Source organism: Cohnella xylanilytica (assembly GCF_014212175.1).
Lineage (GTDB): Bacteria > Bacillota > Bacilli > Paenibacillales > Paenibacillaceae > Cohnella > Cohnella xylanilytica.
Genome location: NZ_JACJVR010000130.1, coordinates 21,829 through 43,774 on the forward strand (window position 1 = coordinate 21,829; position 21,946 = coordinate 43,774).

The 21,946-nt window shown below is 63.5% G+C and carries 16 protein-coding genes; 2 read left to right on the plus strand and 14 right to left on the minus strand.

From position 1 onward, the window contains the following. Window positions 1-96 precede the first annotated feature (96 nt). The 3 genes from H7B90_RS29625 to H7B90_RS29635 form a co-directional block, all read right to left on the minus strand. Window positions 97-1,719 (minus strand): response regulator transcription factor, encoded by a 1,623-nt coding sequence (locus H7B90_RS29625; RefSeq protein WP_185139508.1) that lies wholly within the window; start codon window positions 1,717-1,719, stop codon window positions 97-99. 4 nt (window positions 1,720-1,723) lie between these two features. Then, entirely contained in the window at window positions 1,724-3,535 is a 1,812-nt protein-coding gene (locus H7B90_RS29630) for a sensor histidine kinase (protein WP_185139509.1), read from the minus strand. A 229-nt stretch (window positions 3,536-3,764) separates the two neighbouring features. After that, window positions 3,765-6,731, minus strand: coding sequence for a family 78 glycoside hydrolase catalytic domain (locus H7B90_RS29635; RefSeq protein ID WP_185139510.1), 2,967 nt, complete (start codon window positions 6,729-6,731; stop codon window positions 3,765-3,767). Window positions 6,732-6,859: 128 nt separating this feature from the next. On the opposite strand from H7B90_RS29635, the gene H7B90_RS29640 reads away from it, so the two are divergent. Next, a complete protein-coding gene (locus H7B90_RS29640) occupies window positions 6,860-7,864 on the plus strand; it encodes an AraC family transcriptional regulator (protein WP_185139511.1) in 1,005 nt (334 codons plus the stop codon). On the opposite strand, the gene H7B90_RS29645 is transcribed toward H7B90_RS29640, so the two are convergent. From H7B90_RS29645 to metE, 4 genes are all read right to left on the minus strand, one after another. Then, window positions 7,824-9,746: a PAS domain S-box protein gene (locus H7B90_RS29645; RefSeq protein WP_185139512.1), complete on the minus strand. Its 1,923-nt coding sequence runs from the start codon at window positions 9,744-9,746 to the stop codon at window positions 7,824-7,826. The genes H7B90_RS29640 and H7B90_RS29645 overlap by 41 nt on opposite strands. 128 nt (window positions 9,747-9,874) lie before the next feature. Continuing rightward, window positions 9,875-10,513 carry an HAD family hydrolase gene (locus tag H7B90_RS29650; protein ID WP_311772836.1) on the minus strand — a complete coding sequence of 213 codons (639 nt, stop codon included), beginning with the start codon at window positions 10,511-10,513 and terminating at the stop codon, window positions 9,875-9,877. Between the two features lie 159 nt (window positions 10,514-10,672). Next, window positions 10,673-11,167: a DinB family protein gene (locus tag H7B90_RS29655; RefSeq protein WP_185139513.1), complete on the minus strand. Its 495-nt coding sequence runs from the start codon at window positions 11,165-11,167 to the stop codon at window positions 10,673-10,675. Window positions 11,168-11,204: 37 nt separating this feature from the next. Then, window positions 11,205-13,532 carry a 5-methyltetrahydropteroyltriglutamate--homocysteine S-methyltransferase gene (gene metE, locus H7B90_RS29660; RefSeq protein ID WP_185139514.1) on the minus strand — a complete coding sequence of 776 codons (2,328 nt, stop codon included), beginning with the start codon at window positions 13,530-13,532 and terminating at the stop codon, window positions 11,205-11,207. A gap of 219 nt (window positions 13,533-13,751) precedes the next feature. Between metE and H7B90_RS29665 the strand changes: the two genes are divergently transcribed. Then, entirely contained in the window at window positions 13,752-13,970 is a 219-nt protein-coding gene (locus tag H7B90_RS29665; RefSeq protein ID WP_185139515.1) for a hypothetical protein, read from the plus strand. Here H7B90_RS29665 and H7B90_RS29670 read toward each other — a convergent pair. The 7 genes from H7B90_RS29670 to H7B90_RS29700 all read right to left on the minus strand — a co-directional run bounded on the left by H7B90_RS29670 (window position 13,955) and on the right by H7B90_RS29700 (window position 21,882). Then, window positions 13,955-15,004, minus strand: a complete 1,050-nt coding sequence (locus H7B90_RS29670; RefSeq protein ID WP_185139516.1) for a DUF4871 domain-containing protein — start codon at window positions 15,002-15,004, stop codon at window positions 13,955-13,957. The two genes, H7B90_RS29665 and H7B90_RS29670, sit on opposite strands and share 16 nt — an antisense overlap. Beyond that, window positions 15,001-15,543 (minus strand): RNA polymerase sigma factor, encoded by a 543-nt coding sequence (locus H7B90_RS29675; protein ID WP_246578552.1) that lies wholly within the window; start codon window positions 15,541-15,543, stop codon window positions 15,001-15,003. Before H7B90_RS29675 ends, H7B90_RS29670 begins: the two co-directional genes overlap by 4 nt. Before the next feature lie 156 nt (window positions 15,544-15,699). Next, complete coding sequence (locus H7B90_RS29680) at window positions 15,700-16,998, minus strand: NAD(P)/FAD-dependent oxidoreductase (protein WP_246578551.1); 1,299 nt, start codon at window positions 16,996-16,998, stop codon at window positions 15,700-15,702. Between the two features lie 144 nt (window positions 16,999-17,142). Beyond that, window positions 17,143-19,791 (minus strand): winged helix-turn-helix domain-containing protein, encoded by a 2,649-nt coding sequence (locus tag H7B90_RS33535; RefSeq protein ID WP_185139517.1) that lies wholly within the window; start codon window positions 19,789-19,791, stop codon window positions 17,143-17,145. Window positions 19,792-19,966: 175 nt separating this feature from the next. After that, the gene (locus H7B90_RS29690; RefSeq protein ID WP_185139518.1) at window positions 19,967-20,686 is read right to left on the minus strand and encodes a YebC/PmpR family DNA-binding transcriptional regulator; all 720 of its coding nucleotides are present in this window, start codon (window positions 20,684-20,686) and stop codon (window positions 19,967-19,969) included. Window positions 20,687-20,816: 130 nt separating this feature from the next. Next, window positions 20,817-21,146 (minus strand): YnfA family protein, encoded by a 330-nt coding sequence (locus H7B90_RS29695; protein ID WP_185139519.1) that lies wholly within the window; start codon window positions 21,144-21,146, stop codon window positions 20,817-20,819. Between the two features lie 16 nt (window positions 21,147-21,162). Beyond that, window positions 21,163-21,882: a DUF421 domain-containing protein gene (locus tag H7B90_RS29700; protein WP_185139520.1), complete on the minus strand. Its 720-nt coding sequence runs from the start codon at window positions 21,880-21,882 to the stop codon at window positions 21,163-21,165. Window positions 21,883-21,946 lie beyond the last annotated feature (64 nt).

The following is a 21,946-nucleotide window of genomic DNA, read 5'->3' on the forward strand; positions in this document are numbered from 1 at the left end:
TGCACTATCAACTATAGGGGAACGCCGATCGGCCCGGAAGGAGGCGAATTCGAGTTCGGGGGCAGAATTCTCGCTCTGTTGCTCCCGCGCTTCTTCCTACTCCCGCTTGCCCAAGTACGACTCTTTGAATTCCGTCGGCGTCATGCCGGTCTGCTTCTTGAACACGTCGCTGAAGTAGCGCCGATGCTCGTAGCCGAGGCTCTGGGCGATCTCCTGCACCTGGAAGTCTTCCAGCAGCATCGCCTTGGCGCGCTCGATCCTCTCCTGCGTGACGAACTGCTGGAACGTCATTCCAGACGCCTTCTTGAACAGATTGGAATAGTACCCCCAACTGAGGTTCACCTGCCGCGCGCAATGTTCGAGCGTCAGGTCCATATGAAGATGGGCCCGGATGTACTCCATGGAACGGAAAATGATTTTGCGCGATTCGCTCGCCCGCTCGCTGTTCATGCGGCCGCATCCGAGCTCGCACAGGCCGAACAGCCATCTCCGGTATTCCCGCAGATCGGCCGGATCCGCCGGACGCTTCGCTTCGACCCCGGCCTCGAAGTCCTCGATCGCCTCGCGCGGGAACTTCTCCAGCATGATCCTAAGCATGCGCAAGGCGAGCCCCTGGAACAGATGCTTGGCGTAGCCGGGATCGGGCCGCCCGCTCGCGCCTTCCAGCTCCCCGAAGACGCGGGACAGCCATAGGCTGCACTTGTCCAGGTTGCCGGAGCGGAACGCGAACAAGAATTCGCTCTCGCCCTCCGCGGAATAGATCCAATCCCCGGGCCCCTTGTCCGACTCCGACCGGTACAGGACAGCGCCGTTGCCGCCGGTGTAGAAATGGTGCGCGAGAGCCTCGATGGCTTCCCGGTAGCCGCGGGGCAGCTCTCTGACGTCGCCGACCGTCCGGCCGATGCCGATCGAGATCGTGAACTTCGTATAGCGGGCGATATTCGCGCAGCAGGCGTCCGCGATCCCGAGCGGACCGTCCTCCGCGCCCGAAGCGTCCAGCAGGCAGACGTAGCGGTAGAATTCGTCGCGGAACACGACGGCGTCCGCGAAGGCGCCGATCGTCTCTTCGACGATATTCTGAAGCGAGAACCGAACGAGCTCCAGCTCCTTCAGGGAGAGCGCCGCGAAGCCCTCCGCGGGCGGATCGATCTGGATGACCATGACCGCCAGCGGCGGCCGAACCGGCTTCAGCCGGAGCAAGTCCCACCATTCGGACGAGTCCGCCTCCGCGGTCGGATGGTGGACGAGCAGCGACAAGTATTCCTGCCGCAGGGCGGGCAAGCTCTCCTTCATCCGCTTCTCCAGCTCCAGCACCCGAAGGCGGCCGGCATTGTCCGCCTCCCAGGCTTCCTTCGCCTTGAGGACGATCCGGACGATATCGTCTGCGGAGAACGGCTTCGTCACGTAGTGGAACGCTCCGTACTCGATCGCCTTCCGCGCGTATTCGAAGTCGGTGTACGCGCTCAGGATGATGATCTTGCTGCCGGGGAGCAGCTCCATGATGCGGCGAGTCATCTCCAGGCCGTCCATCTTCGGCATTCGGATGTCGGTGACGACGAGTTCGGGCTTCGCCTCCCGAATGACCGCCAGCCCTGCCTCCCCGTCGGTCGCGCTTCCCGCGACCTCGATTCCGTGTTCGGCCCAAGGGATCTTCGTGCGGATCATGTCCACGACGCTGCGGATATCGTCGATGACGCACAGCTTAAGCATCGGCTTCATGCGGTTATCCTCCTTCCGGCATGCGGGGGAGCCGGAGCTCGATCCGGGCTCCTCCGCTCTCGTTGTTCGCGATGTCCATTCCCATGCCGTCCCCGTAATAGAGCTGCATCCGACGGTAGATGTTCCGCAGCGCGTAGCCCTTGCGCCCGGCCGGCGGGGTCGCAAGACCGCTCTTCGCCTTGTCCGGATCGAGCCCGGCTCCGTTGTCCTCCACCGTCAAGCGGAGCCCTTCATCGGTCCGTCTCGCCGCGATTCGAACGATTCCCCCGCTTGTCCGGTCCTGGAATCCGTGCTGGATGCTGTTCTCCACGAGGGGTTGGAGGATGAGCTTCGGCACGTGCCAGTCGAGGGCTTCGGGATCGGCGTCGATCGAGCATTCGAACAGGCTCTCGTAAGACGTCTGCTGAATCGCGACGTATTGGCGGACGTGATCCAATTCGTCGCGGAGCGGAATGAGGTCCCGGCCGCCGCTTAAGCTCAGCTGGAACATCTGCGACAGCGCCAGGATCATCCGGCTGGCGTCCTCGTTCTCGCCCAGCACCGACTTGCAATAGATCGTGTTGAGAGTATTGTAGAAAAAATGCGGAGAGATCTGAGCCGATAGAGCCTGGACTTCGGCTCTTCGCTTCTCCCCCTCCCGTTCCTTCACGTCCGAGATGAGTTGGTTGATCTCGTCGAGCATCCGGTTGAAGCGGAACCCGACTTGCGACACTTCGTCCCGGTACGGACTCTCGAACCGGACGGACAAGTCGTTGTCCTCCACCCGCTTCATCAGCTGCTGAAGTCGGCGCAGCGGCCGGAGCAGCCAGTAGGTCAGGCGGTTGGAGATGAACAGCGAGAGCAGGACGAATCCCGCGATGACAAGAGTCGTCGCTTTCTGGATGCCGTTCAGCTTCGATAGAAGGACCTCGCGGGATTGGACGCCGACGATCATCCAGTCGTCCTTGACGCCGAGCCGTGCGTAATTCACCAGGACGTCTTCCCCTCCGTCCTCGTAGAAGAAGGCGCCGGTCGAATCCTCCGCAAGCCGGGAGACGAAGCCGGGGGCCGCCGTCAACGCGGGGCCCTCATCGTCTCCTCGCCCGAGGACTTCTTGGCCCGTCGAGTCGATCCAATAGTACCTTGTGTCCGCGGCCGACAGGTTGTCCATGAACAAGTCCAGCAGGTCGTCTTCCTTCACGTTCACGACGACGTAGACGTCGGAAGAGCGCGGCATCTCGACGCTGTCGTACACCCCTTCGACGACGAGCGAGAGAACGTTCTGCTTGTCCTTGAAGAACGGATCGGCATGGCCTTCCGTCCAGAAGCCGTGTCCGAGCTCCTTGTAGCGGGCGTACATCTCGGAATCGTAGAAGGAGGAGGCCGGATCCCGCGTATTCGACGTCGGGTAGAAGTCCCCGATCGGAGTGGCGATCAGGATGCTGTCGATCATCGAGTCGTTGAACTTCACTTGGGAGAACACCGATTGCAGATTCGTCCATGTCCGGTAATAATTGGAGCGGTCTCCGTTCTGGACGTCGAACAGGACGCTTTTGAACGAGGAATTGAACATGAGGGCCCGGATCGCGACGCCGATGTTCTTGAGCCGTTCGTTGACGATCTGCGCCGACTGGTTCACGGTATCCTGGCTCGAGCGCAGAGCGCTTCTCTGAATCTCCTTCGCCGCGATCAGATAGGCGAGACTGCCCGCGGCGGTAATTCCGAGCGTGACGAGGAGGACGAACGCGAACCAAATCCTTCTTTTGAACGAGACGGAGTAGATTCGGTTCCGGATCCAGGACCGGCTTCGGCCGGCCGGTTCGAGCCGCGTCGGCATCGTTTCCCCACCCTTTCGCGTATTCGTGCTGACGTAATCTAACTATATCCCATCTCAGCCGGCGCCGACATGCGGCAATCCTGAGCCCGAGGGCAGATTTTTCGAGACGGCCGCAGGCCGTAGCTTCGGCGGAAGAAGCTGAACGTCCCCCAAATAAAAGCCGCCTCCCCAGGTCCATGAAGACCTGAAGAGGCGACCAATAAGGGCTTATCCCCCGCGCCGAGGCACGTTATTCCACCGGCAGCCGCTTGAGCCGGCGAATTCGAACTTCGCCACCGGCCGGCACCCGAACGTCCAGCTCCACGTCCTCGGGCGCGACGACCGAGAGCGAGACGACCCGGCCCGCGTCGGCGGTCCACTCGCACTCGATCGTCCCCCCTCCCGGCAGAGGAACCGCGCCCCGCGCCCACGCCAGATCGGCGGGGAGCGGCTCTACGATCGCCTTCTTCCACCCGGGCGCCGCCGCTCGAACGCCGAGCGCGTACGCCCCGAGGAAGTAGCCGGGCGCCGCCGACCAGGCGTGGCAATGGCTTCGCGTCAAGTCGTTCTCGTTCGCCCGGTTCACCGTCGTATGGCCGTACATCTCCCAGCACGTCGTCGCGCCGTTCTCGATCATGAAGCCGTAGTTCCTCCGGATGTCGTCCAGCATCGTTCTCATCGCCGACGGCTCCCGGCTTCTCATCAGCGCCTCGTAATAGAAGAACGACATAAACGGACTTCCGATCTGCACGAAGCCTTCGGGAGCCGCCGTCAAATAACCCGTCAGCCTATCCAGCCTGTCGCCCTCGGCCACCCCGGACAGCAGAGCCATGACCTGGGTCTGCATGCTGAAGATGTCCGAGCGGCGCCCGTCGGCATGGATGCAATCGAGGTACGCGCCCCGCTCTTCGCTCCACAAGCGCGCGTTGATCGCGGCCGCCAGACGGTCGGAGGCCTCCGCGCACCATGCCGCCTCGTCCGGCGTTCCGGCGAATGCCGCCAGGGCGGCGGCATCCCGCAGCGCCTTGACCAGCATCGCGTTCTGGTGGGTGACGACGCCCTCGCCGGGCTGGTCGATCGGAGCCCAATCGAGCAGGTTCCACCCTCTCATGTTCAGCAGTCCGTCGCCATCGATGTGCTCCAGATAAGCTTTGAGCGTATTCAGGATGCGCGGCAGCATCTCGGCGGCGAAGGCCCGGTCGTCCGCGTGCTCCGCGAATTCCCGGCAAGCGACGACCCAGAAGAACGTCCAGTTCGGGATGACGCTCGTCCAGGCGCTCGGCACTTGGTCGACGTAGAGCGGCGTCTGGAACGAGGAACCGGGCACGAGGCGGAGGCATCTCTTGACGATATCGGCTCCGCCGAACGCGTAATAGTTGACGAGCGCCTCGTTGCGGCTGTCGCCGACCCAGAACGTCTGCTCGTAGGCCGGACAATCGACGAACGTATCCTCCATGCACAGCCGGGTCGTATGCCGGCTGATGTCCCAGATCCGGTTCAGCCGTTCGTCGGAGCACTGGAACGATCCGGCTTCCGGGGCCGGATAGTTGCTCTGCAGCACGCGGACGGCGCGGATCTTGACGGGGGAAGAGGCTCCCCGGACGGTGACGTACAAATACCGGAACCCTCTGCGCACGGGAGACGTGTAGCTCTGAACGCCTGCGCGCGTAATATAGCGCAGCGTGTTGTCCAGGCCGAACGTATGCTGAACGTATTCGCCCTTGCGGTACTCGACTCCGTACCAATCCGTCGCGACGCCGGCTTCGGCTTCCAGCTCGAACGACAGATATCCGCTCCATTCCTTGCCGAAGTCGAGCATGAATTCCGTGTCCCCGTTCTTGAACACAGGCACGATCCCCGGATCGGCGGAGGCGGTCGCCGCCCTCTGCAGCGACTCCGGCACCGCATAGGCTTCGGCCTCCCGGATCGCGAACTGCGGCGCGAACGCGTCGAGATCGTTGGCGTGCGTGTACGGTATCGCCCGGACCGGGAACCCGGCCTGCACGATCTCTTCGATGGCCGACAGCGGCGCGAGAGCATTCGCCAGCTTGGCCGCTTCCTCTTCCCACCGCTGCTGGAGCGCCGATTGATCGACATAGTCGACCATCGTATACGCGAAGGTCGGCCCGATCAGCGCGAACGGCGACGCTCCTCCGGGCCCGCCCGGCCGCTCGGCCTGAATCGGCGACAGCCATTCGATCTTGCGGTCGCAGTCGACGGCGATTCGGTGCATATGCCCATGATCCGGCCCGAAGTCGGCGTAGAGCAACAAGTGATCGCCGGCCGGCAGCTTCGCCCGGCATCGAACGAGCGGCGGCTCGACGGACCACCGGTCGGACGGCACGAGACGTTGGCCGAGCCGGAGTACCTTCGGGAAGCTTCCGCCTCCGAATCCCGGCACGTTCAGCAGGACGCTCACTTCCGCCTCTTCCGCGAGACGGAGCACCGTCGCGATCGCGCTGGCATAGCCGATCGGATTCGCGTTCTCTTCGCCCGGGTTCTTCATCAGCGCGTACGTGTCGATGAACGCCGAGAGCGCATACGGAACGACCCTCCGAAGCGAACCGACTCTCGCCGGGACGACCGGCTCTTCGGTCAAGTAAGGAATGTCCCTCGGCTGAAGGCGAACCCACGGCTCCATGCCGGCCTCCCCGATCTCCCGGGCGTCCTCCCACCCGTCGTCCCCGTAATCCGGCGACGTCCAATCGCCGTCGAACCGGCGGGCGTCGATCCGTTCCGCGAACGCCTGCTGGCACGACATGCGCGAGACCGCGGGATCCTGCGCCGGGTTCCTGGCCGTTCGCCACTCGGCGCCGGTCGCCGCCAGAATCGTCTCCCCGTCGCCTGAGGCGACGGCGAGCTCGGCCAGCAGCCCGCCGCGTCCCCGCAAATAATAGAAGTTCGAGATGCCGAAATGCAGGACCTGGATCGCGATCGTGTTCGTCTCCCCGCGGCGGAGAAGCGAGCCGACGTCGTACCCGTCGTAGAAGAGGTCGGTCGGGTATCCCCGAACCGGCCCCCGGCCGATTCTCGTTCCGTTCACGTACGCCTCGTACCGCGAATCCGCCGTCAGCCACAGAACCGCTTCCGCGTCCGCCTCCATATCCTCCGGGCAGAAGAACGAATGGCGGAACCATCGCCATTCGTTCCGCGGGCTCTCTTCGTCTCCTCCCCAGATCCATCTCGCCTGCCAAGGCGTTCGTTTGCTTCTCTCCATGGTCGCGAACCTCCCGGTTACGTCGGATGACAACGTTCTCACCCTCATTGTAGAATGGGAGGTGCGGCGGGAATATCCCGGTTCAGGACATTCATCGCCCTAATCGAGACATCCGGAGGCCGATCGATATGCCCGTGGAACGCGTGCTGCTGCGATACGAAGAAGAGCTCTACTTCCCCGTACATCCCGACATCGCCGTCGTCGAAGCCGAGGAGAACCTCTGGCTGCTGGAGCACGTCCACAACTTCGTCGAGATCGTTCTCGTCGCGGAGGGCAACGGCCTGCATTATTTGAACGGCGAGCCTCTGCAGGTCCGATCCGGCGACCTGTTCGCCCTTCCCGTCGGAACCCGCCACGTGTTCCGCCCGTCCGGGGATCCGTCCCGGGACGCCAAGCGGAATCGGCTGAAGGTGTTCAATTGCCTCATCCGCCGTTCGGCCATGCGGAGGCTGGCCGAATTCCTCGCCGATCGCGAAGCGGCGAACTTCGCCCGTTGGCTCGTCGGAGACGGCGGCGACTTCGGGAACGCCGTCGCGGAATCGGGCTGGCTGCGGCTGCGCGACGACGGCGGAGACCTTCGCCGAACGTTCCTCCGGTTGAAGGAAGCCTACTCCCGCCATTCCCTCGAACCGGACTCCCTGTCCTTGTGGGCGAGCGCGATGGAGCTGCTGTCCGCCGTCTACCGGGGTTCGCGGGAACGAACGGCCAAGGCCGGCGACCCGGACGATTCGCAATCGCCCGTTCGCCGGCCTTGGCCGGGAAGCCCGCTGTCTCTCGCGCTTGCCTATATGAAGCGGCATTACGCCGAGCGCGTCACGCTGGCCGACGCCGCCGCCGCGGCCGGAATCGGTCCGCGCCAGCTGAGCCGCCTGTTCGCGCGGCGCATGGGAACCTCGTTCCGCTCCGCCCTCGAGGAGATCCGGACGGAAGCCTGCTGCCGGCTCCTGCGGGACACCCGGATCCCGATCAAGGACCTTCCTCCGAGGGTTGGCTTGGAGCAATGGAAGACGCTAAGCCGCCTGTTCCGGAAGCGAATGGGAACTACGCTCGGCGAATACCGCAGATCCCATTCCCCCGCGCCCGAAGCCGATTCTACGGATTCGGGTTCCTCGCAGCCTGGCATCTCCGGATAATCTCGGAGACGATCGCGCTCTGCAGCGGCTTGCTGATATATTCGTTCATCCCCGCTTCCATGTACCGCTCCCGGTCCCCGACCAGCGCGTTGGCGGTCACGGCCACGATGTACGGCCGTTCCTCGGGCCTCGTCGACCGCAGAATATGCCTCGTCGCCTCGAGTCCGTTCATGACCGGCATCTGGATGTCCATGAAGACGATGTCGAATCGGCTTCGGCCGACCTGTTCCAGCACTTCGGCGCCGTTGCGAACGGCGACCGGGCGGAAGCCCAGCTTCTCCACCATTCGGACGAGCACCCTGCGGTTCACGTCGTTATCCTCGGCGACCAGGATCCGAAGAGAATCGCCCGTAAGCCCGGAAGGAGCGGCTTCGGGTTCGCACGGCTCGGTCTCCCGATGGTCCTCGGGCCGAAGCCGAACGTGGAAGCGGAAGACCGTCCCGCCCCCTTCGTTCGGCTCGCAGCGGATCTCGCCGTCCATAAGCTGAATCAGCTTCTTCGTAATCGCCAGCCCCAATCCCGTTCCTTCCGCCCTCCGCGCCATGAAGTGATCCACTTGATAGAACGGCTCGAACAGCTTCTCGACCTTGTCCTCCGGAATGCCGATTCCCGTATCCCGTACCGCGAAGTGCAGCCGGACCCTGTCCCCTTCCGGCTCGGCCTCGTCGACCGTGATCGAGATGGAGCCCTCCGGCGTGAACTTGATGGCGTTGCTGGTCAGGTTCATCAGAATTTGCTTCAACTTGAGCGAATCCCCGAACAGCGTCTGCGGAATGCCGGGCCGGATCGACACGTTAAGGCGCAGGTTCTTCTCGAGAGCCTTCGGCATCAGCGTGTCGAGCGTCTCCGCGATCGCGCCGCTTAGGCTGAACGGCTCTTCGATCAGCTCCGCGTTGCCGGATTCGACCTTGGAGAAGTCCAGAATGTCGTTGATGATGGCGAGCAGCGTATCTCCGCTTTTCTTGATAATCGACACATACTCCCTCTGCTCGGAATCCAGTTCCGTATCCAGCAGCAAGTCCGTCATGCCGATGACGCCGTTCATCGGAGTGCGGATCTCGTGGCTCATCATCGCGAGGAATTCGCTCTTGACCTCGTTCGTGCGTACCGCGGCTTCCTTCTCGATCAACAGCTTCTTCTGCTCGGTGATGTCCTTGATCAGCAGATAGAACCCGATGTTCTTCTGGTTGACGATGATGGGGGCGATCGTGACGAGCACTTCCACCGTATGTCCGTCGACATGGGGGACGCTGTCGATCTCTCCTTCGATCTGCGCGTACTGCTCGTTGTCGGCCAGGATGCGTCCCACGTGGTACTCTCCGATGATATCGGCGATCGGCGTGCCGATCATGTCGGCGACGCGCCTTCCGAGCAGCTTCTCGGCCATGACGTTCGCGTTCATGATCTTCCCCTGCAGATCGAACGAGATGATGGCGTCGTGATTGTATTTCTTCAGGGACGTATACCGTTCGACCGTCTCGATCAGCTTCTGCTCGGCGAGCTTGTTCGCCGAAATGTCGATGATCTGAGCGATGAAGTGCTTCGGACTGGAATCGAGCTCGTCCCGGATAATAGAGACGTGAGTGGACGTCCAGATGACGCTGCCGTTCTTGTGCCTGTAGCGCTTCTCCTGGGTGAATTCGGAAATTCTCCCATCGACAAGGGCTTGGAAGGAAGCGTCCAGGGGGTTCTGCGGGTCCGGGTAAGCGAGATCCTCCTGTCTCATCGACAGAAGCTCGTTCCGGTCGTAGCCGAAGATGCGGCAAGCCGCCGGATTGACTCGGATCCACCTTCGATCGAGCGATAGCATCACGATTCCGATGGGCGTATGGTTAAACAAGTGTTCGAAAAGAGTATTCGGCTGGAGCTGCGTGTTCTCCATTATTGCGGGGCCCCCGTTCACTGGCTGCCGGCATCTGCGTTGGAGCGAACCCTCTCCCATGCGCCGGGTTGCAGGTATTGACACAACAATTAACCCGAATTCGGCGATGTTGAATCACCGGCTTCGAATCAAGGCCAGACGGACCTCGCGTATTGCGCGAATTCCTCGATCGTCCGGCACATGGCGTCGGGCTTCATCGTCGACAGCTTCTCGGGTTCGGCCGTCTCGGCCCATGCCGCGGCGACGACCTGGACCCCGGCTTCGCGCGAGGCCGTGACGTCGCTCGGGGAGTCCCCGACGTAGACCGTCGCTTCGGGCGAGACCCCGAGCTTCTCCAGAACGCCCGCGATTCCTTCCACCTTGCGCGGTCCGAGAGGCGACCCCGTCTCGACCGCCTCGAAATAGCGTCCGAGCCCGAACGCCTCGAGCGTAATATCGGCGCTGCGCCCCCCCTTGCCCGTCACCAGGGCGATGCGGACTCCCCGGCTTCGCAGATGCTCCAGAACGTCCACGATCCCGTCGAACGGAGCGGGGCACATGCCGTGAAGCTCGCGATAATGGGCGAGATAATCTTCGACCCCGCGATCGTAATGCTCCGGGATGAGCGCGGAGATCGTCCCTTCCTCGGACGGACCGAACGTGGCGACGATCTCTTCGTCGCTAAGAACGCGTCCGGCGAGCGGCTCGATCGACTTCTTGAACGCGGCGATGCAGAGCGGAAGCGTGTTGCCGAGAGTCCCGTCGAGGTCGAAAATAATCGCTTTCACTTGGTTTCTCCTCCCTATTCGTGCGTCTTCTATTTATATTGGCGATCTCGGCCCCGATTCCTTCCGCCGTCCCGCTTCCCCCGGCGTTGAAGACGGCCGATTGCCCTGCGGAACGCAGCCGGCCGCTCCTTCAAGCGAAGGACCGGCCGGGAGAGGGACTTATGAACGCGGGGGCTCCGCCGGCTCGATCAAGCCTTTGCGGATCGCGTTGGCGGAGACGGGCGCTCGGCCCAGTTCTCGGGACCAGACCGACAGCTGCCCCATGTGATGGATCTCATGGGCGATGACGTGGCGCATTACTTCTCCCCACGCATGCTTCTCGACCTTGCCGTCCGGCGTATCGTTGTACAGAACTCTCGTCTCCATCGAGTCCTCCCAACGGCTCACGAAGTCTTCGACGTCGGGACGGAAGAGCCGGTCCAACTCCCGCACCTTCTCCAGGGAGGCGTAATCTTCGAAGCTCTCCTCGAAATCCGGCTTCCCTTGAAGTACGCGAATCCAGCTCCATTCCACGTCGACGACATGGAACAGAGTCCGCAGGATGCTCCCGACGCCGCCCGTTCTCTCGCGCAGCAGCTCTTCCGGCGGAACCTCCTCGCACCATCGGTACCACTGCTCTCTGACGATCCGGTTATAGCGGAAAAAAAGCTGCATCCTTCTCCCTCCTTGCCGGACGTCGAACGCAAGTCCGTCAGACTATGTTTTCCCCGCCCGGTTCGGGAATCCTTCTTCGCGTCGAAGATCCGTACTTCGCGCGAGCCGAGCGGGCGGCCTTCACCATGTGCCCGAGCGCGGCCTCCGTCTCCTCTCGCCCTCGCGTCTTCAGCCCGCAATCCGGGTTGATCCAGAACAGCTTCGGATCCAGGACGCGCAGCGCGCGGTGGATCGTCGCCTCCATCTCCTCCGCCGCCGGGACGCGAGGACTGTGAATGTCATAGACGCCGAGGCCGATGCCGAGCGGGTACGTCTCCCTCTCGAAGGAGTCGAGAAGCTCGCCGTGGCTGCGGGACGACTCGATCGAGATCACGTCCGCGTCCATCGCTTCGATCGATCCGATCATGTCCTGGAACTCGCAATAGCACATATGGGTGTGGATCTGCGTCGTATCCTTCACGGCGCAGGTGGCCATGCGGAACGCCCGTACCGCCCAATCCAGATAAGCTTGGCGCTGAGACGCCTTCAGAGGCAGCCCCTCGCGGACGGCGGGCTCGTCGACCTGGATCATGCCGATTCCCGCCTTCTCCAGCGCTTCGACTTCCCGGCGCAGCGCGTAAGCCAGCTGATAGGCGACTTCCTCCCGCGGGAGATCGTCCCGAACGAACGACCAGTTGAGAATCGTGATGGGCCCCGTCAGCATTCCCTTGACCGGCCGGGTCGTGAGCGATTGCGCATAGGCCGTCTCCTTCACGGTCATCGGCTCCCGGAATGCGACGTCGCCGTAGATGATTGGAGGCTTGACGCAGCGGGAACCGTACGACTGCACCCATCCGTACCGGGTGAAGGCGAAGCCGTCCAGCTTCTCTCCGAAGAACTCGACCATGTCCGTCCGTTCGAATTCGCCGTGAACGAGCACGTCGAGGCCGATCTTCTCCTGCAGACCGATCCATTCTTCGATACGGCCGCGAATGAATTCCTCGTACCTCTCTTCCGTCCATTCTCCCTTGCGCCACAGCTCGCGAGCCTTCCGCACCTCCGCCGTCTGCGGGAAGCTGCCGATCGTCGTCGTCGGGAAGAGCGGAAGCCGCCACTTCTCCTCCTGGACGGCACGCCGCTCCGCGAACGGCTTCGAGCGAGCCGGCGAAGCCGCGCGCAGCTCTTCGACCGCCTCCCGCACGTCCCGCCGCTGCCGGGCCGGACTGTCCGCCATCGCCCGGAGAGCGGAATCGCAGCCAGCCAGCTCCTCCGCCGGCTCGCCTTCTCCGAGGCGCGCGGTTCTCGCCAGCCAGACGGCCTCCGCGAGCTTCTCGTCGGCGAACGACAGCGCCTCCTTCAAGGCCGGAGGCAGCCGATCCTCTCTTGCCTTCGACACCGGCACGTGCAGCAGGCTGCAGGACGTTTGCACAATAAGCCTGTCGTCCGGAACGAACCCGCGCAGCCGGTCGAGAAGCGCCCGCTTCTCCCGCAGGTCGGCTCTCCACACGCCGCGGCCGTCGACGATTCCGGCGCCGAGGATCTTATCCCCCGGGAAGCCGTGCGCTTCGAGCGAAGCCAGGTTGCCGGCGAGGCCGCGAGCCAGATCCAGTCCGATGCCGCGGACGGGAAGCTCGGCGATGCGGTCGTAGCGATCCGCCGATTCGAAGTACGTCTGCAGCATGACGTTCAGCTCGGGAACCGCCTTCGCGATCTCCCCGTACGCGAACTCGAGGCGCCGCATATCCTCCTCGGACAGTTCGGCCGCGACGATCGGCTCGTCGACCTGCACCCAGGCCGCCCCTTCGTCCGCCAGCTCCCGGAACACCCTTAGGTACAAGGGCAGCAGCTTCTCCAGCCAGGAGTCGGCCTGCTCGGGCGGATAGCCCTTGGACAGCTTCAGGAACGTAACCGGACCGAGGATAACCGGCTTCCCTTCGATGCCGAGCTCCTCCTTCGCTTCCCGGTACGCTCGCAAGGGGCCGTTGAACGTCAGAGCGGGATTCGTTCCGTTCAGCTCGGGGACGATGTAGTGGTAGTTGGTGTCGAACCACTTCGTCATCTCGCAGGCGGCCGCGTCCTTCGAGCCGCGAGCCATCGCGTAGTAGACCGACAGGGGAACGGGTCCTCCGCCATAGCGGAACCGAGGCGGCACGAGGCCGAACATCGCGGCCGTGTCGAGAACGTGGTCGTAATAGCTGAAGTCGTGAACCGGAATAAGGTCGATCCCCAGCTCCTTCTGCTTCCTTAAGCGGCCGAGCCGTATGGCCTTCAGCTCCGCGTGAAGATCGTCCTCTCCGAGCTTCCCCGCCCAGAACGCTTCGATCGCCTTCTTCCATTCCCGGTTATCGCCGATTCGCGGATAACCTAACGCGCTGCTTCGAATCATCTGCTTCCTCTCCCTTGTTCCATGCTTCGATGTTCGGCGGCCGAACCCGCCATTACTGCCAAGATATCATGGAGCAACGGTTATTACGTAACTCGAATAAACTATATCCAGCTATAGCCAATACCTATACCCACAAAAGTCGCGGCCTAAGCTTGCAACTTCGCGGCCGCGACGGGGAAGATGGGAACTGCGATAACGCTTCGACGAAGGAGGATGCCGATGGCCGCCATGAAGCTGTACCGGGACGGCGAGCGTCCCGATCTCGCCGCGCGGCTGAAGAACGAAGGGGTTCCCGTCCGCATCTACGTCACCTACGGCGACGAACGGTTCCTTTACCTATGCCGCCGGATCGCGGAATACCCGCCGAACCTGTACGAAGCCGGCACTCGCTTGATCCGAGGAGATAGCGATCCCTTGCTCCTCTATTCATTGGACTGATTTTGGCGCGCGGCCTCGGCTGCTTCCTGTTCCGTCGGCTCCCGGACCTCGACGACCACCGTTCCGAACCACCGTTCATTGATCGTGACGACGAGCTTCCAGGCGCCGGCGGAGGGCAGCATCATGCTGCTCGGAATGGCGGCGTCCGCTCCGTTATGGGGGGAAGGACGCACCTGGCCTTCGAACACCTTGACGAGCTCGCCGCTCCCCCGCTTGACTCCGAACACTTGGAAGTCGCCGCCGATCTCCTCGTCCGTCCCCCAGAAATGCCACATGTACTTGTTCCCCTTGCCCGCGACGAAGCCGGGGTGGATAAAGGCGAGTTTGTCCTTCACGCCCGTCATCTCGAAGGGACCCGAGACGAACGAACCGCTGGGCTTCCACGAGTCTGCCGCTTCCGGTACGTTCAGCACGACATCCCCCTGCGGCTCTCCGTCGAGCGACAGCTGGAACTTCCATTCGCCTCCAAGGGGCAAGGCCAGGTCTGTTGCGAGCCTCGTCTGGTCGACCGCTCCGAACGCGGAAGACAAATGGCGATCGAATTCGACGGCTGTCGTCTCGTCGATCGTCGTCTCCGGCAGCTCCACGAGCGTCAGCCCCGTCTGTCGGTGGGTGGCCACGATTCTCGCCTTGTGTCCCATCAGTTCCGCCAGCGGCTTGCGAATCATCCACCCGGCCCCGGCCGGCTTGCCGGCGACGAGATCGCCTCCGGGGAACACTTCCCATTGCACGACGCCGCCGACTTCGTATTGCGACCGGGGGAGCCACGATTCGTCCCCGGCGGGACCCGCGATCCCCGGCGCGCCGGAACTCGGGATTCCTAGCGAAGCCGCGGCGACGAGAACGAGCAGCAGCGCGGCGGCGGCGACGGCGGCGCGCTTCTTCAGGCGGGGGCGAGCGAAGCCGGACTCCGGGCCGGAGCGCAGAGCCGTGCGCAGAGCCTCCTTCTTCTCCTCCGTCCAAGCCGGCGACTCGAACGGCGTCTCGGTCAGCCCGGCGTACCAGCCGGGTCTGGCCTTCATCTTGTCGTTCATGAATCGGCACCTTCTTCCATCAGCAGAATCTCCATGCGAGCGCGGGCGCGATGCAGCCGGGACTTGACCGTGCCTTCCGAGACGTTCAACACGCGGGCGATCTCCGAGTAAGACAAGCCGTGATGCGCGTCGAGCAGGAGCACCTCCCGCTGCTTGACGGGCAGCTTCATCACGGAACGCCAGATCGCGCGGATCCCCATCTTCTCGAGCGCTTCCTGCTCGGCCGACCGCTGGCTCGAGCTCGGGCGGACGAAGCCGACGAGACGGACGCGCCGGACGAACGAGGACTTCCGCCAATTGAGCGACGCGTTCCGGGCGATCGCCAGCAGCCACGTCTTCGGAGCGCTTCTCCCCTCGAACCGGCGGAGACCGCGCAGAGCGCTCAGGAACACCTCCTGCGTCAGATCGTCGGCGGCTTCGCGATCGCGCGTGAGCAAGAAGACGTAGTTCCAGACGTCGCCGGAGTAGGCTTCCATCAAGTCTTCGACGATCCAGCGGACGTTGTCGTCCGTAATCCGGATGCCTTTCAAATACTCCAAGCCCCTCACCTCTACCCATTAGACAACGCGCGCTTCGTTTTGTTCCGAATTTCCTTCCATTTCCGCGATAATCGAACCCCTATTCGCCTTGTCCGATCCGCTCCCGTAAAACAGAGAACCGGCCCCGCTCTATCGCAGGACCGGTCCGAAGGTCGACTATCCCTCTCCCGAATCGATCTGCGGCGCTTGCCGCAGAAGGCCGCCGACGATCCTCTCCAGCTCTTCCGGCGTCCTTGAATGATTGTACAGCCCGAGAAAGGCGGACGTCGCTTCCGGATGACGGCCGATCAGCCGATTGACGGCCGCCTGTTCGGGACGGAGAGGGACGTTGCGGGTCATGCCGCAGGCCATCCGGAATAACGGCATAAAATGGTCGTTCAGCTCCTGCTCGTACCGGCGAGCCATGTCGTCCCACCGGCTCTCCCAATCCGGCTCGGAGGAGAGAATTCGCCGCAGCAGCCTCGCTCCGAGGAGGGCGTCGTGCATTCCCTGCCCGACGGCGGGATCCTTGAACGACAACGCGTCTCCGGCGAGCGCCCAGCCCGGGCCCATCGCTTCGTGCCAGTCGTTGTCATAGCCGAGCAAGCCGCGGATCGGACCGGACCGCTTGGCTTCCTTCAATCGGCTGGGGAACGACGTCGCGCCGAGTCCTCGGGCGACGAATTCGCGGAACCCCGCTTCCGGGTTCTCCTTCATCCGGGCGAGCGCATCCTTCCATTCGAGCGGGAACATCAGTCCGATCACGTGAAGATCGTCGCTCGTCGGGAACGCGATGGCGAGCGTCTCCCCGATCCGATAAAACTCGGTGCAGCGTTCCCCCTCCTGCCGGAAGCCTTCGAAGTAGCCGACGTAGGAAGCGAAGTCGGTCGGCACGGAGACGATCCGCCGGCTTCCCGCCAGTTCCCGCACGATCGAGCGGCGGCCGTCCGCGCCGACGACGAGCCGAGCCGGGATCCGCACGGGCTTCCCTTCCGAATCGGTTCCTTCCACGCCCGCGACGGCCCCCCCGCTCCGCAGCAGACCCGTGATTCGGAAGTTCGGCCTCGCGTCGACGCCGGGCAGCGAAGCGGCATGCTCGAACAGAATGCGGTCGAGATGCGTCCGCCGAACGCACAGGCATTCGGTCTCCCCGTTCGCCTCGGGGAAGAAGCCGTCGATCTCCGCGTCCTCCAGCCTCAGGTACGCCCGCCGGTACGTCGGCGTCCCCGTCGCGAGCAGCCGGTCCAGCACGCCCATCTCCCGCAACATCCCCACCGAATTGTTGAAAAAGTTGTGGGTCGACAAGACGTCGCTCGGGAACCGGCTCTTGTCGGCCAGCAGAACGCGGTACCCCGCACGTCCCAGCTCCCAAGCCAAAGAAGCGCCCGCCACGCGGGCGCCTACGATGACCACGTCGTAATCCGAACGAATTCCTTCCGTTCCGCCCCTTCCGTCCATCTCATTCATCTCTTCCATCCCTTCCACTCCTTCTCCCGTTGCGGATACCATCATCCTACTTCTTCGGGATGGCAGAGGGCGACTATCGAAAGATATAGACCGAAGATATACGGGAAAGGATGGAGGTCCGGCGATACCCCGCCGTTCGAGCACCCGGCGGCGCTACCGAGCTTCGAGAAGCCCGAGCCTCTCCGCGATCCGGATCGCCTGAACCCGTCCTTCCGCCCCGAGCTTGCCGTAGATCCGGTGGAGATGGAGCTTGACCGTCCCCTCCGTCAGATAGAGCTCGGAAGCGATCGCTTTGTTGGACATTCCCCGGGCCATGCACGCCAGAACCTCCCTCTCCCTCGGCGTTAGCGATTCGAGGGACCGGGCGCCCGGACTCCGCTCCGGCTCCCCGGGCGCATACCCGGCCGCCGAAGCCAGCCTTCGCGCGAATTCCGTCTCCGAAGGCGCGAGCCCGGCCACGACCGGAGCGGCGTTCGCCCATTCGGACAGCCGCTTCGCGACCGGCGGACCGGCATCGAGGAACGGACGCGCGATGTCGTCCGGGCAAGCCCGCTTGAGAGCCTGGAGCAGATGACGCTCGCTCTCCGCCGGAGCGCCGCGTCCCGCGCTTATCTCGCACAGCAGAAGGCAAGCCTGCACCTCGCTCAACGGGTTGGCGCGGCCGACCGCCGCGCGCAGCAGCGAGCGCGCCGCCGTCGCCGCGGCTTCCGTCTCGCCAAGCGCGAACCGGATCCGCGCGTACGCGAAATCTTCGTCGTCGGGATAGACGACCGAACGGCCGCCCTTCCGGGCGGCGGAACGGCGAACGTAATCGTCCGCCCAGAGAACCGCCGGCTCCCGATCCCCCCGAAGCAGCCGGCGGTAGACCCTTCTCGCGTCCAGCTTCCCGTACCAGGCCGTCGTCTGCCAGTGCCGGCGGCGCAGCTCCCGCATCGCCTCGTCGATCTCCGCGAGCGCCGCGTCCTCCTCCCCTTCGGCCGCCCATAGATCCGACCGGACGAGGGCCGCCGGGACGAAGGCTCCCGCCGTTCCGTTCTTCTTCGCGAGCCGAAGCGCTTCTTCGACATACTCCCTGGCCTCGGCGAGACGATTGCGAAGATAGCTGACTTCCGCCATGGCCGTCTGCTGATAGGAAGTGTAGGCGAACTCTTGCAGCCCGTTCTTGCTCAGGAAGTAGCCGTAGGCACGGTGGTAGCTCTCCGCGCGGGCGACGCTTCCTTCGAACCCGAACGCGCCGCGGATGAAGGGCACGGCCCCCTCGTTCAACTCGAGGCCGAGGCTGAGCAGCAGCGGCGTATCCCGGTCCGGCAGATCGTTCCGCTCCCCGTAGCCGCGAATAAGGGAGAGCGAGAGGTCGAAGTCGCCGCTTCGGACGGCGGCGAAGTTCTCCGCGATCCGTACTTCCTCGTGCATGCGGGCATAGGCCGCGCCATTCCCTTCTCTTTTCATCCCCTCGAGAGCCTCGTTCAACCGCCGCAGCCTCTCGTCCGCGGGGGCCGTCCTTCCTTCCATCAGATCGATCCAGAGGGAGAGCAGCACCAGCTCCGGCCGGTTCGCGAACGGAGCCGGAATCCGCTCCAGCCAGCCCCGCAGCGTGGCGATCTCCCGCAGCTTCAACCAGACATGCGCCTTCCGCTCGATCCATTCCGCCGCCAGGCCGACGTCCCCGGAAGCGAAGGCGTGCTCGACCGCTTCCTCGTCGTAGCCGTGGGACTGGTGCCATCGCGCCGCCTTCGCTTGAAGCTCAGGCTCCGCCTCGCCTTGTTCCCGCCGCAGGCGATCCCTCAGAAATTCCCCGAACAGATGGTGGTAGCGGAACCATCTCCGCTCGTCGTCGAGAGGAATCAGGAACATCCCGATCCGTTCCAGCTCTCCCAGCCGCTCTTCCGCCCCCGGATCGTTCGCCACCTCCGCGCACAGCGAAACGCACAACCGATCCAGAATCGACGTCCGGCGCAGGAATCGCTTCATCTCTTCCGGCAGCCGCCCGTAGGCTTCTTCCATCAGATAATCCGACACGCGGCGGCTTCGTCCGGACAAGACGGCTTCTTCCTCGGACGGGCCTCCTTCGGCCGCCGAGGAGATCGTCATCAGCCTCAGCATGGCCGCCCACCCTTCGGTGCGATGCATCCACCGGGCCAGCGCTTCGCCGTCCGGTTCCCGCCCCCATTGCAGCCGCCAGTAGCCGATCGTCTCTTCTTCGTTGAACCGAAGGTCCCGCATGTCGAGCTCTTGCAGACGTCCGTTCGCCCTCCAGCCGGCGAGAGGCATCGGGATGCCGTGACGGCTGAGCAGCACCAAGCGGACGGGCGACGGCAGCCGCTCGATCCAGCGGTGAAGCGCTTCGTGGATCGCCGGAGCTTGAATGACGTGGTAATCGTCCAATGCCAGAACGAGCGGAGCTTCCTCCCGTTCGGCGTAATCGATCAAGGCGTCGAGAATGAGAGCCTGCAGCGATTCGGCCGAGACGATGCCCGATTCCGCGCTTCCCCCGCCCAGCGGGGAGCCCAGCGCCCTCTCGGCCGCGCCGGCCATATATCTCCAGAACCGCAGCGGATCGTTCTCCATCCCGTCCAGCGAGAGCCATCCGGAAGGCCAGCCTCTCTCCCGGATCCAGACGCTGACCAGCGTCGTCTTGCCGTAGCCCGGAGGCGCCGCGACGGTCGTGAGCCGGCAAGCCGGCGAACCGTCCAGCTTCTCCCACAGACGGGTTCGGGCGAGGTGCCAAGCCGGCGTGCCGGGCATGTGCAGCTTCGTGCGGAGCAGCCCTTCCAGAGACGGTCGGGCGGATGCGTCCATCATGGTCGTTCCGACCTCGCTTCGCCTGTTATTCGAATGTCGCTTCCGTTCCGATGTCATTTGCTTCCTGATTTTACACGATAGAGGATGTCAAACGGTAGAGGCGGCGGGCCCATTGATCAAAAAAAAAGCATCCGGCCCGTCAGGGCCGGATGCTCGGATCGAGGGACAGTCCCTCTTACTCTTCGAAGTCGACGTTGTGATAGACCTGCTGAACGTCTTCCAGATCTTCGAGAGCTTCGATCATCTTCTCGAAGGAGGCTACCGATTCCTCCGGCAGCGTCACGTACGTCTGCGGGATCATCGTCAGCTCGGCGACGGCGAATTCCGTTACGCCGGCTCGCTTGAACGCCTCTTGAACGGCGTGGAATTGTTCCGGGTCGGCGTACACGATGACGGACTCGTCCTCTTCCACGACGTCGCGTACGTCGACTTCGGCTTCGATCAGCAGCTCGATGACTTCGTCGACCGTCTTGCCCGTCACGCCGATGACGGCCGTCGCGTCGAACATGTAGGCGACGGAGCCGTTGACGCCCATGTTGCCGCCGTTCTTGCTGAACGCGGCGCGTACGGCCGACGCCGTCCGGTTGACGTTGTTCGTCAGCGCGTCGACGATGACCATCGAGCCGTTCGGCCCGAACCCTTCGTAACGGAGCTCGACGTAGTTCTCGTCGGAAGCTCCTTTCGCTTTGTCGAGGGCGCGGTCGATGATCGCCTTGGGCACGTTGTACGTCTTGGCCCGTTCCAGAACGACCTTCAGCGCCCGATTCGCTTCCGGATCCGGCTCGCCCTTCTTGGCGGCGACGTAGATCTCGACGCCGAATTTGGCGTATACGCGGCTCGTGTTCGCGTCTTTCGACGCTTTTTTCTCTTTAATATTGTTCCATTTGCGTCCCATTCTCTAATCCTCTTTCTCTGCGATAGGCGAAGTACGTTCCACGTTGGACCAGCTGTTTCGACTCTACCCATTTTAGCAGAAGACGAGATTTTTTTCTATTTTTCGCGCGGGTTATCGTGCGGGCATTCGTTCAAGAAGCCCGCGGCGCCCATAACATGATGGAGACGCCGACCAGGCAGACCGCCGCTCCTACCCAATCGTAGAGATCCGGAGTCCGCTTGTCGACCAGCCATCCCCACAGAACGGCCAGGACGATGAAGACGCCGCCGTAAGCCGCGTACACCCGGCCGAAGCTCGGGAACTTCTGGAGCGTCGGCACGATGCCGTACGCGACCAGAATAAGGCCGCCGGCGATGCCGTATCCGATCGGCTTCGATTCTCTCAGCCACAGCCATACCAGGTAGCCTCCGCCGATCTCCGCGATTCCCGCGACGACGAACAATACGATCGCTGCCAACAAGCTCCCTTCCCCCCGTTCAGGCTTCTCCTTCGACCCTCTCTCGCTTCTCCCGCTTCTCCAGCCCCGGCAGCGCCTTGACTTCCCCCTCCGGGGTCCATTCCGCGTAGGCGACCTCCCGGATGTCGGAGAAGCCCAGCTTGTCCAGCTCCCGGCGCAGCCAGCTCTCGTCCCGTCCGATCGCGGCGAGACCGGCTTGCTTGACCTGGCCGTCCTCGACCAGGCTTCGGGGCAGCCGCGCCGGCGACGACGGCAGCTTCAAGTCGTTCCGGCGCACTTCCTCGTGCGAGGGCTTCTTCAGCACGCTTAACGAGCCGTTCGGTTCGAAGACGGCGTAGGCCACCTCGTCCAGGGAGAAGACGTCCCGCTGCCGGAGCATCATGCGCAGCTCCTCGAACTCCATGCTGTTGCGGCGCATCGCTTCCCGGTTCACCTTGCCGTCCGAGATCAAGAGCTCGGGCTCTCCTTCCAGCCGCTTGCGGATCGGCTTGCCGAATTCCATCAGCTTGTCGAAGCCGTATGAGAGACCTGTCCATAGCGCCAGCGCGAACAGCAGCATCCCTAAGGAGGCTTGCTCCTCGTAGATCGTGTTGCCGACCAAGTCGCCGAGCACCATCGCCGACACGAAGTCGAAGGGAGACAGCTGGGCGATCTCTCTCTTGCCCAGCAGCCTCGTCATCGCCCACAATCCGGCGAAGGCGGCCGCGAGCTTGATCGCGATGCCGACGTAAGCTTCCATCCCCGTCACCTCTTCCGCGCTTTATTGTCTCTATACCCGCGCGGCGGGCGGCTTCAACAAGGGA

Excerpts from the sequence above, each read along its gene's own strand:
- H7B90_RS29690 (WP_185139518.1), bottom strand. The coding sequence starts at position 20,686 with ATGGGACGCAAATGGAACAATATTAAAGAGAAAAAAGCGTCGAAAGAC.
- H7B90_RS29640 (WP_185139511.1), top strand. The coding sequence starts at position 6,860 with ATGCCCGTGGAACGCGTGCTGCTGCGATACGAAGAAGAGCTCTACTTC.
- H7B90_RS29625 (WP_185139508.1), bottom strand. The coding sequence starts at position 1,719 with ATGAAGCCGATGCTTAAGCTGTGCGTCATCGACGATATCCGCAGCGTC.
- H7B90_RS29665 (WP_185139515.1), top strand. The coding sequence starts at position 13,752 with ATGGCCGCCATGAAGCTGTACCGGGACGGCGAGCGTCCCGATCTCGCC.
- H7B90_RS29645 (WP_185139512.1), bottom strand. The coding sequence starts at position 9,746 with ATGGAGAACACGCAGCTCCAGCCGAATACTCTTTTCGAACACTTGTTT.
- H7B90_RS29635 (WP_185139510.1), bottom strand. The coding sequence starts at position 6,731 with ATGGAGAGAAGCAAACGAACGCCTTGGCAGGCGAGATGGATCTGGGGA.
- H7B90_RS29700 (WP_185139520.1), bottom strand. The coding sequence starts at position 21,882 with ATGGAAGCTTACGTCGGCATCGCGATCAAGCTCGCGGCCGCCTTCGCC.
- H7B90_RS29680 (WP_246578551.1), bottom strand. The coding sequence starts at position 16,998 with ATGGAAGAGATGAATGAGATGGACGGAAGGGGCGGAACGGAAGGAATT.
- H7B90_RS29670 (WP_185139516.1), bottom strand. The coding sequence starts at position 15,004 with ATGAACGACAAGATGAAGGCCAGACCCGGCTGGTACGCCGGGCTGACC.
- H7B90_RS29630 (WP_185139509.1), bottom strand. The coding sequence starts at position 3,535 with ATGCCGACGCGGCTCGAACCGGCCGGCCGAAGCCGGTCCTGGATCCGG.
- H7B90_RS29655 (WP_185139513.1), bottom strand. The coding sequence starts at position 11,167 with ATGCAGCTTTTTTTCCGCTATAACCGGATCGTCAGAGAGCAGTGGTAC.
- H7B90_RS33535 (WP_185139517.1), bottom strand. The coding sequence starts at position 19,791 with ATGATGGACGCATCCGCCCGACCGTCTCTGGAAGGGCTGCTCCGCACG.
- metE (WP_185139514.1), bottom strand. The coding sequence starts at position 13,532 with ATGATTCGAAGCAGCGCGTTAGGTTATCCGCGAATCGGCGATAACCGG.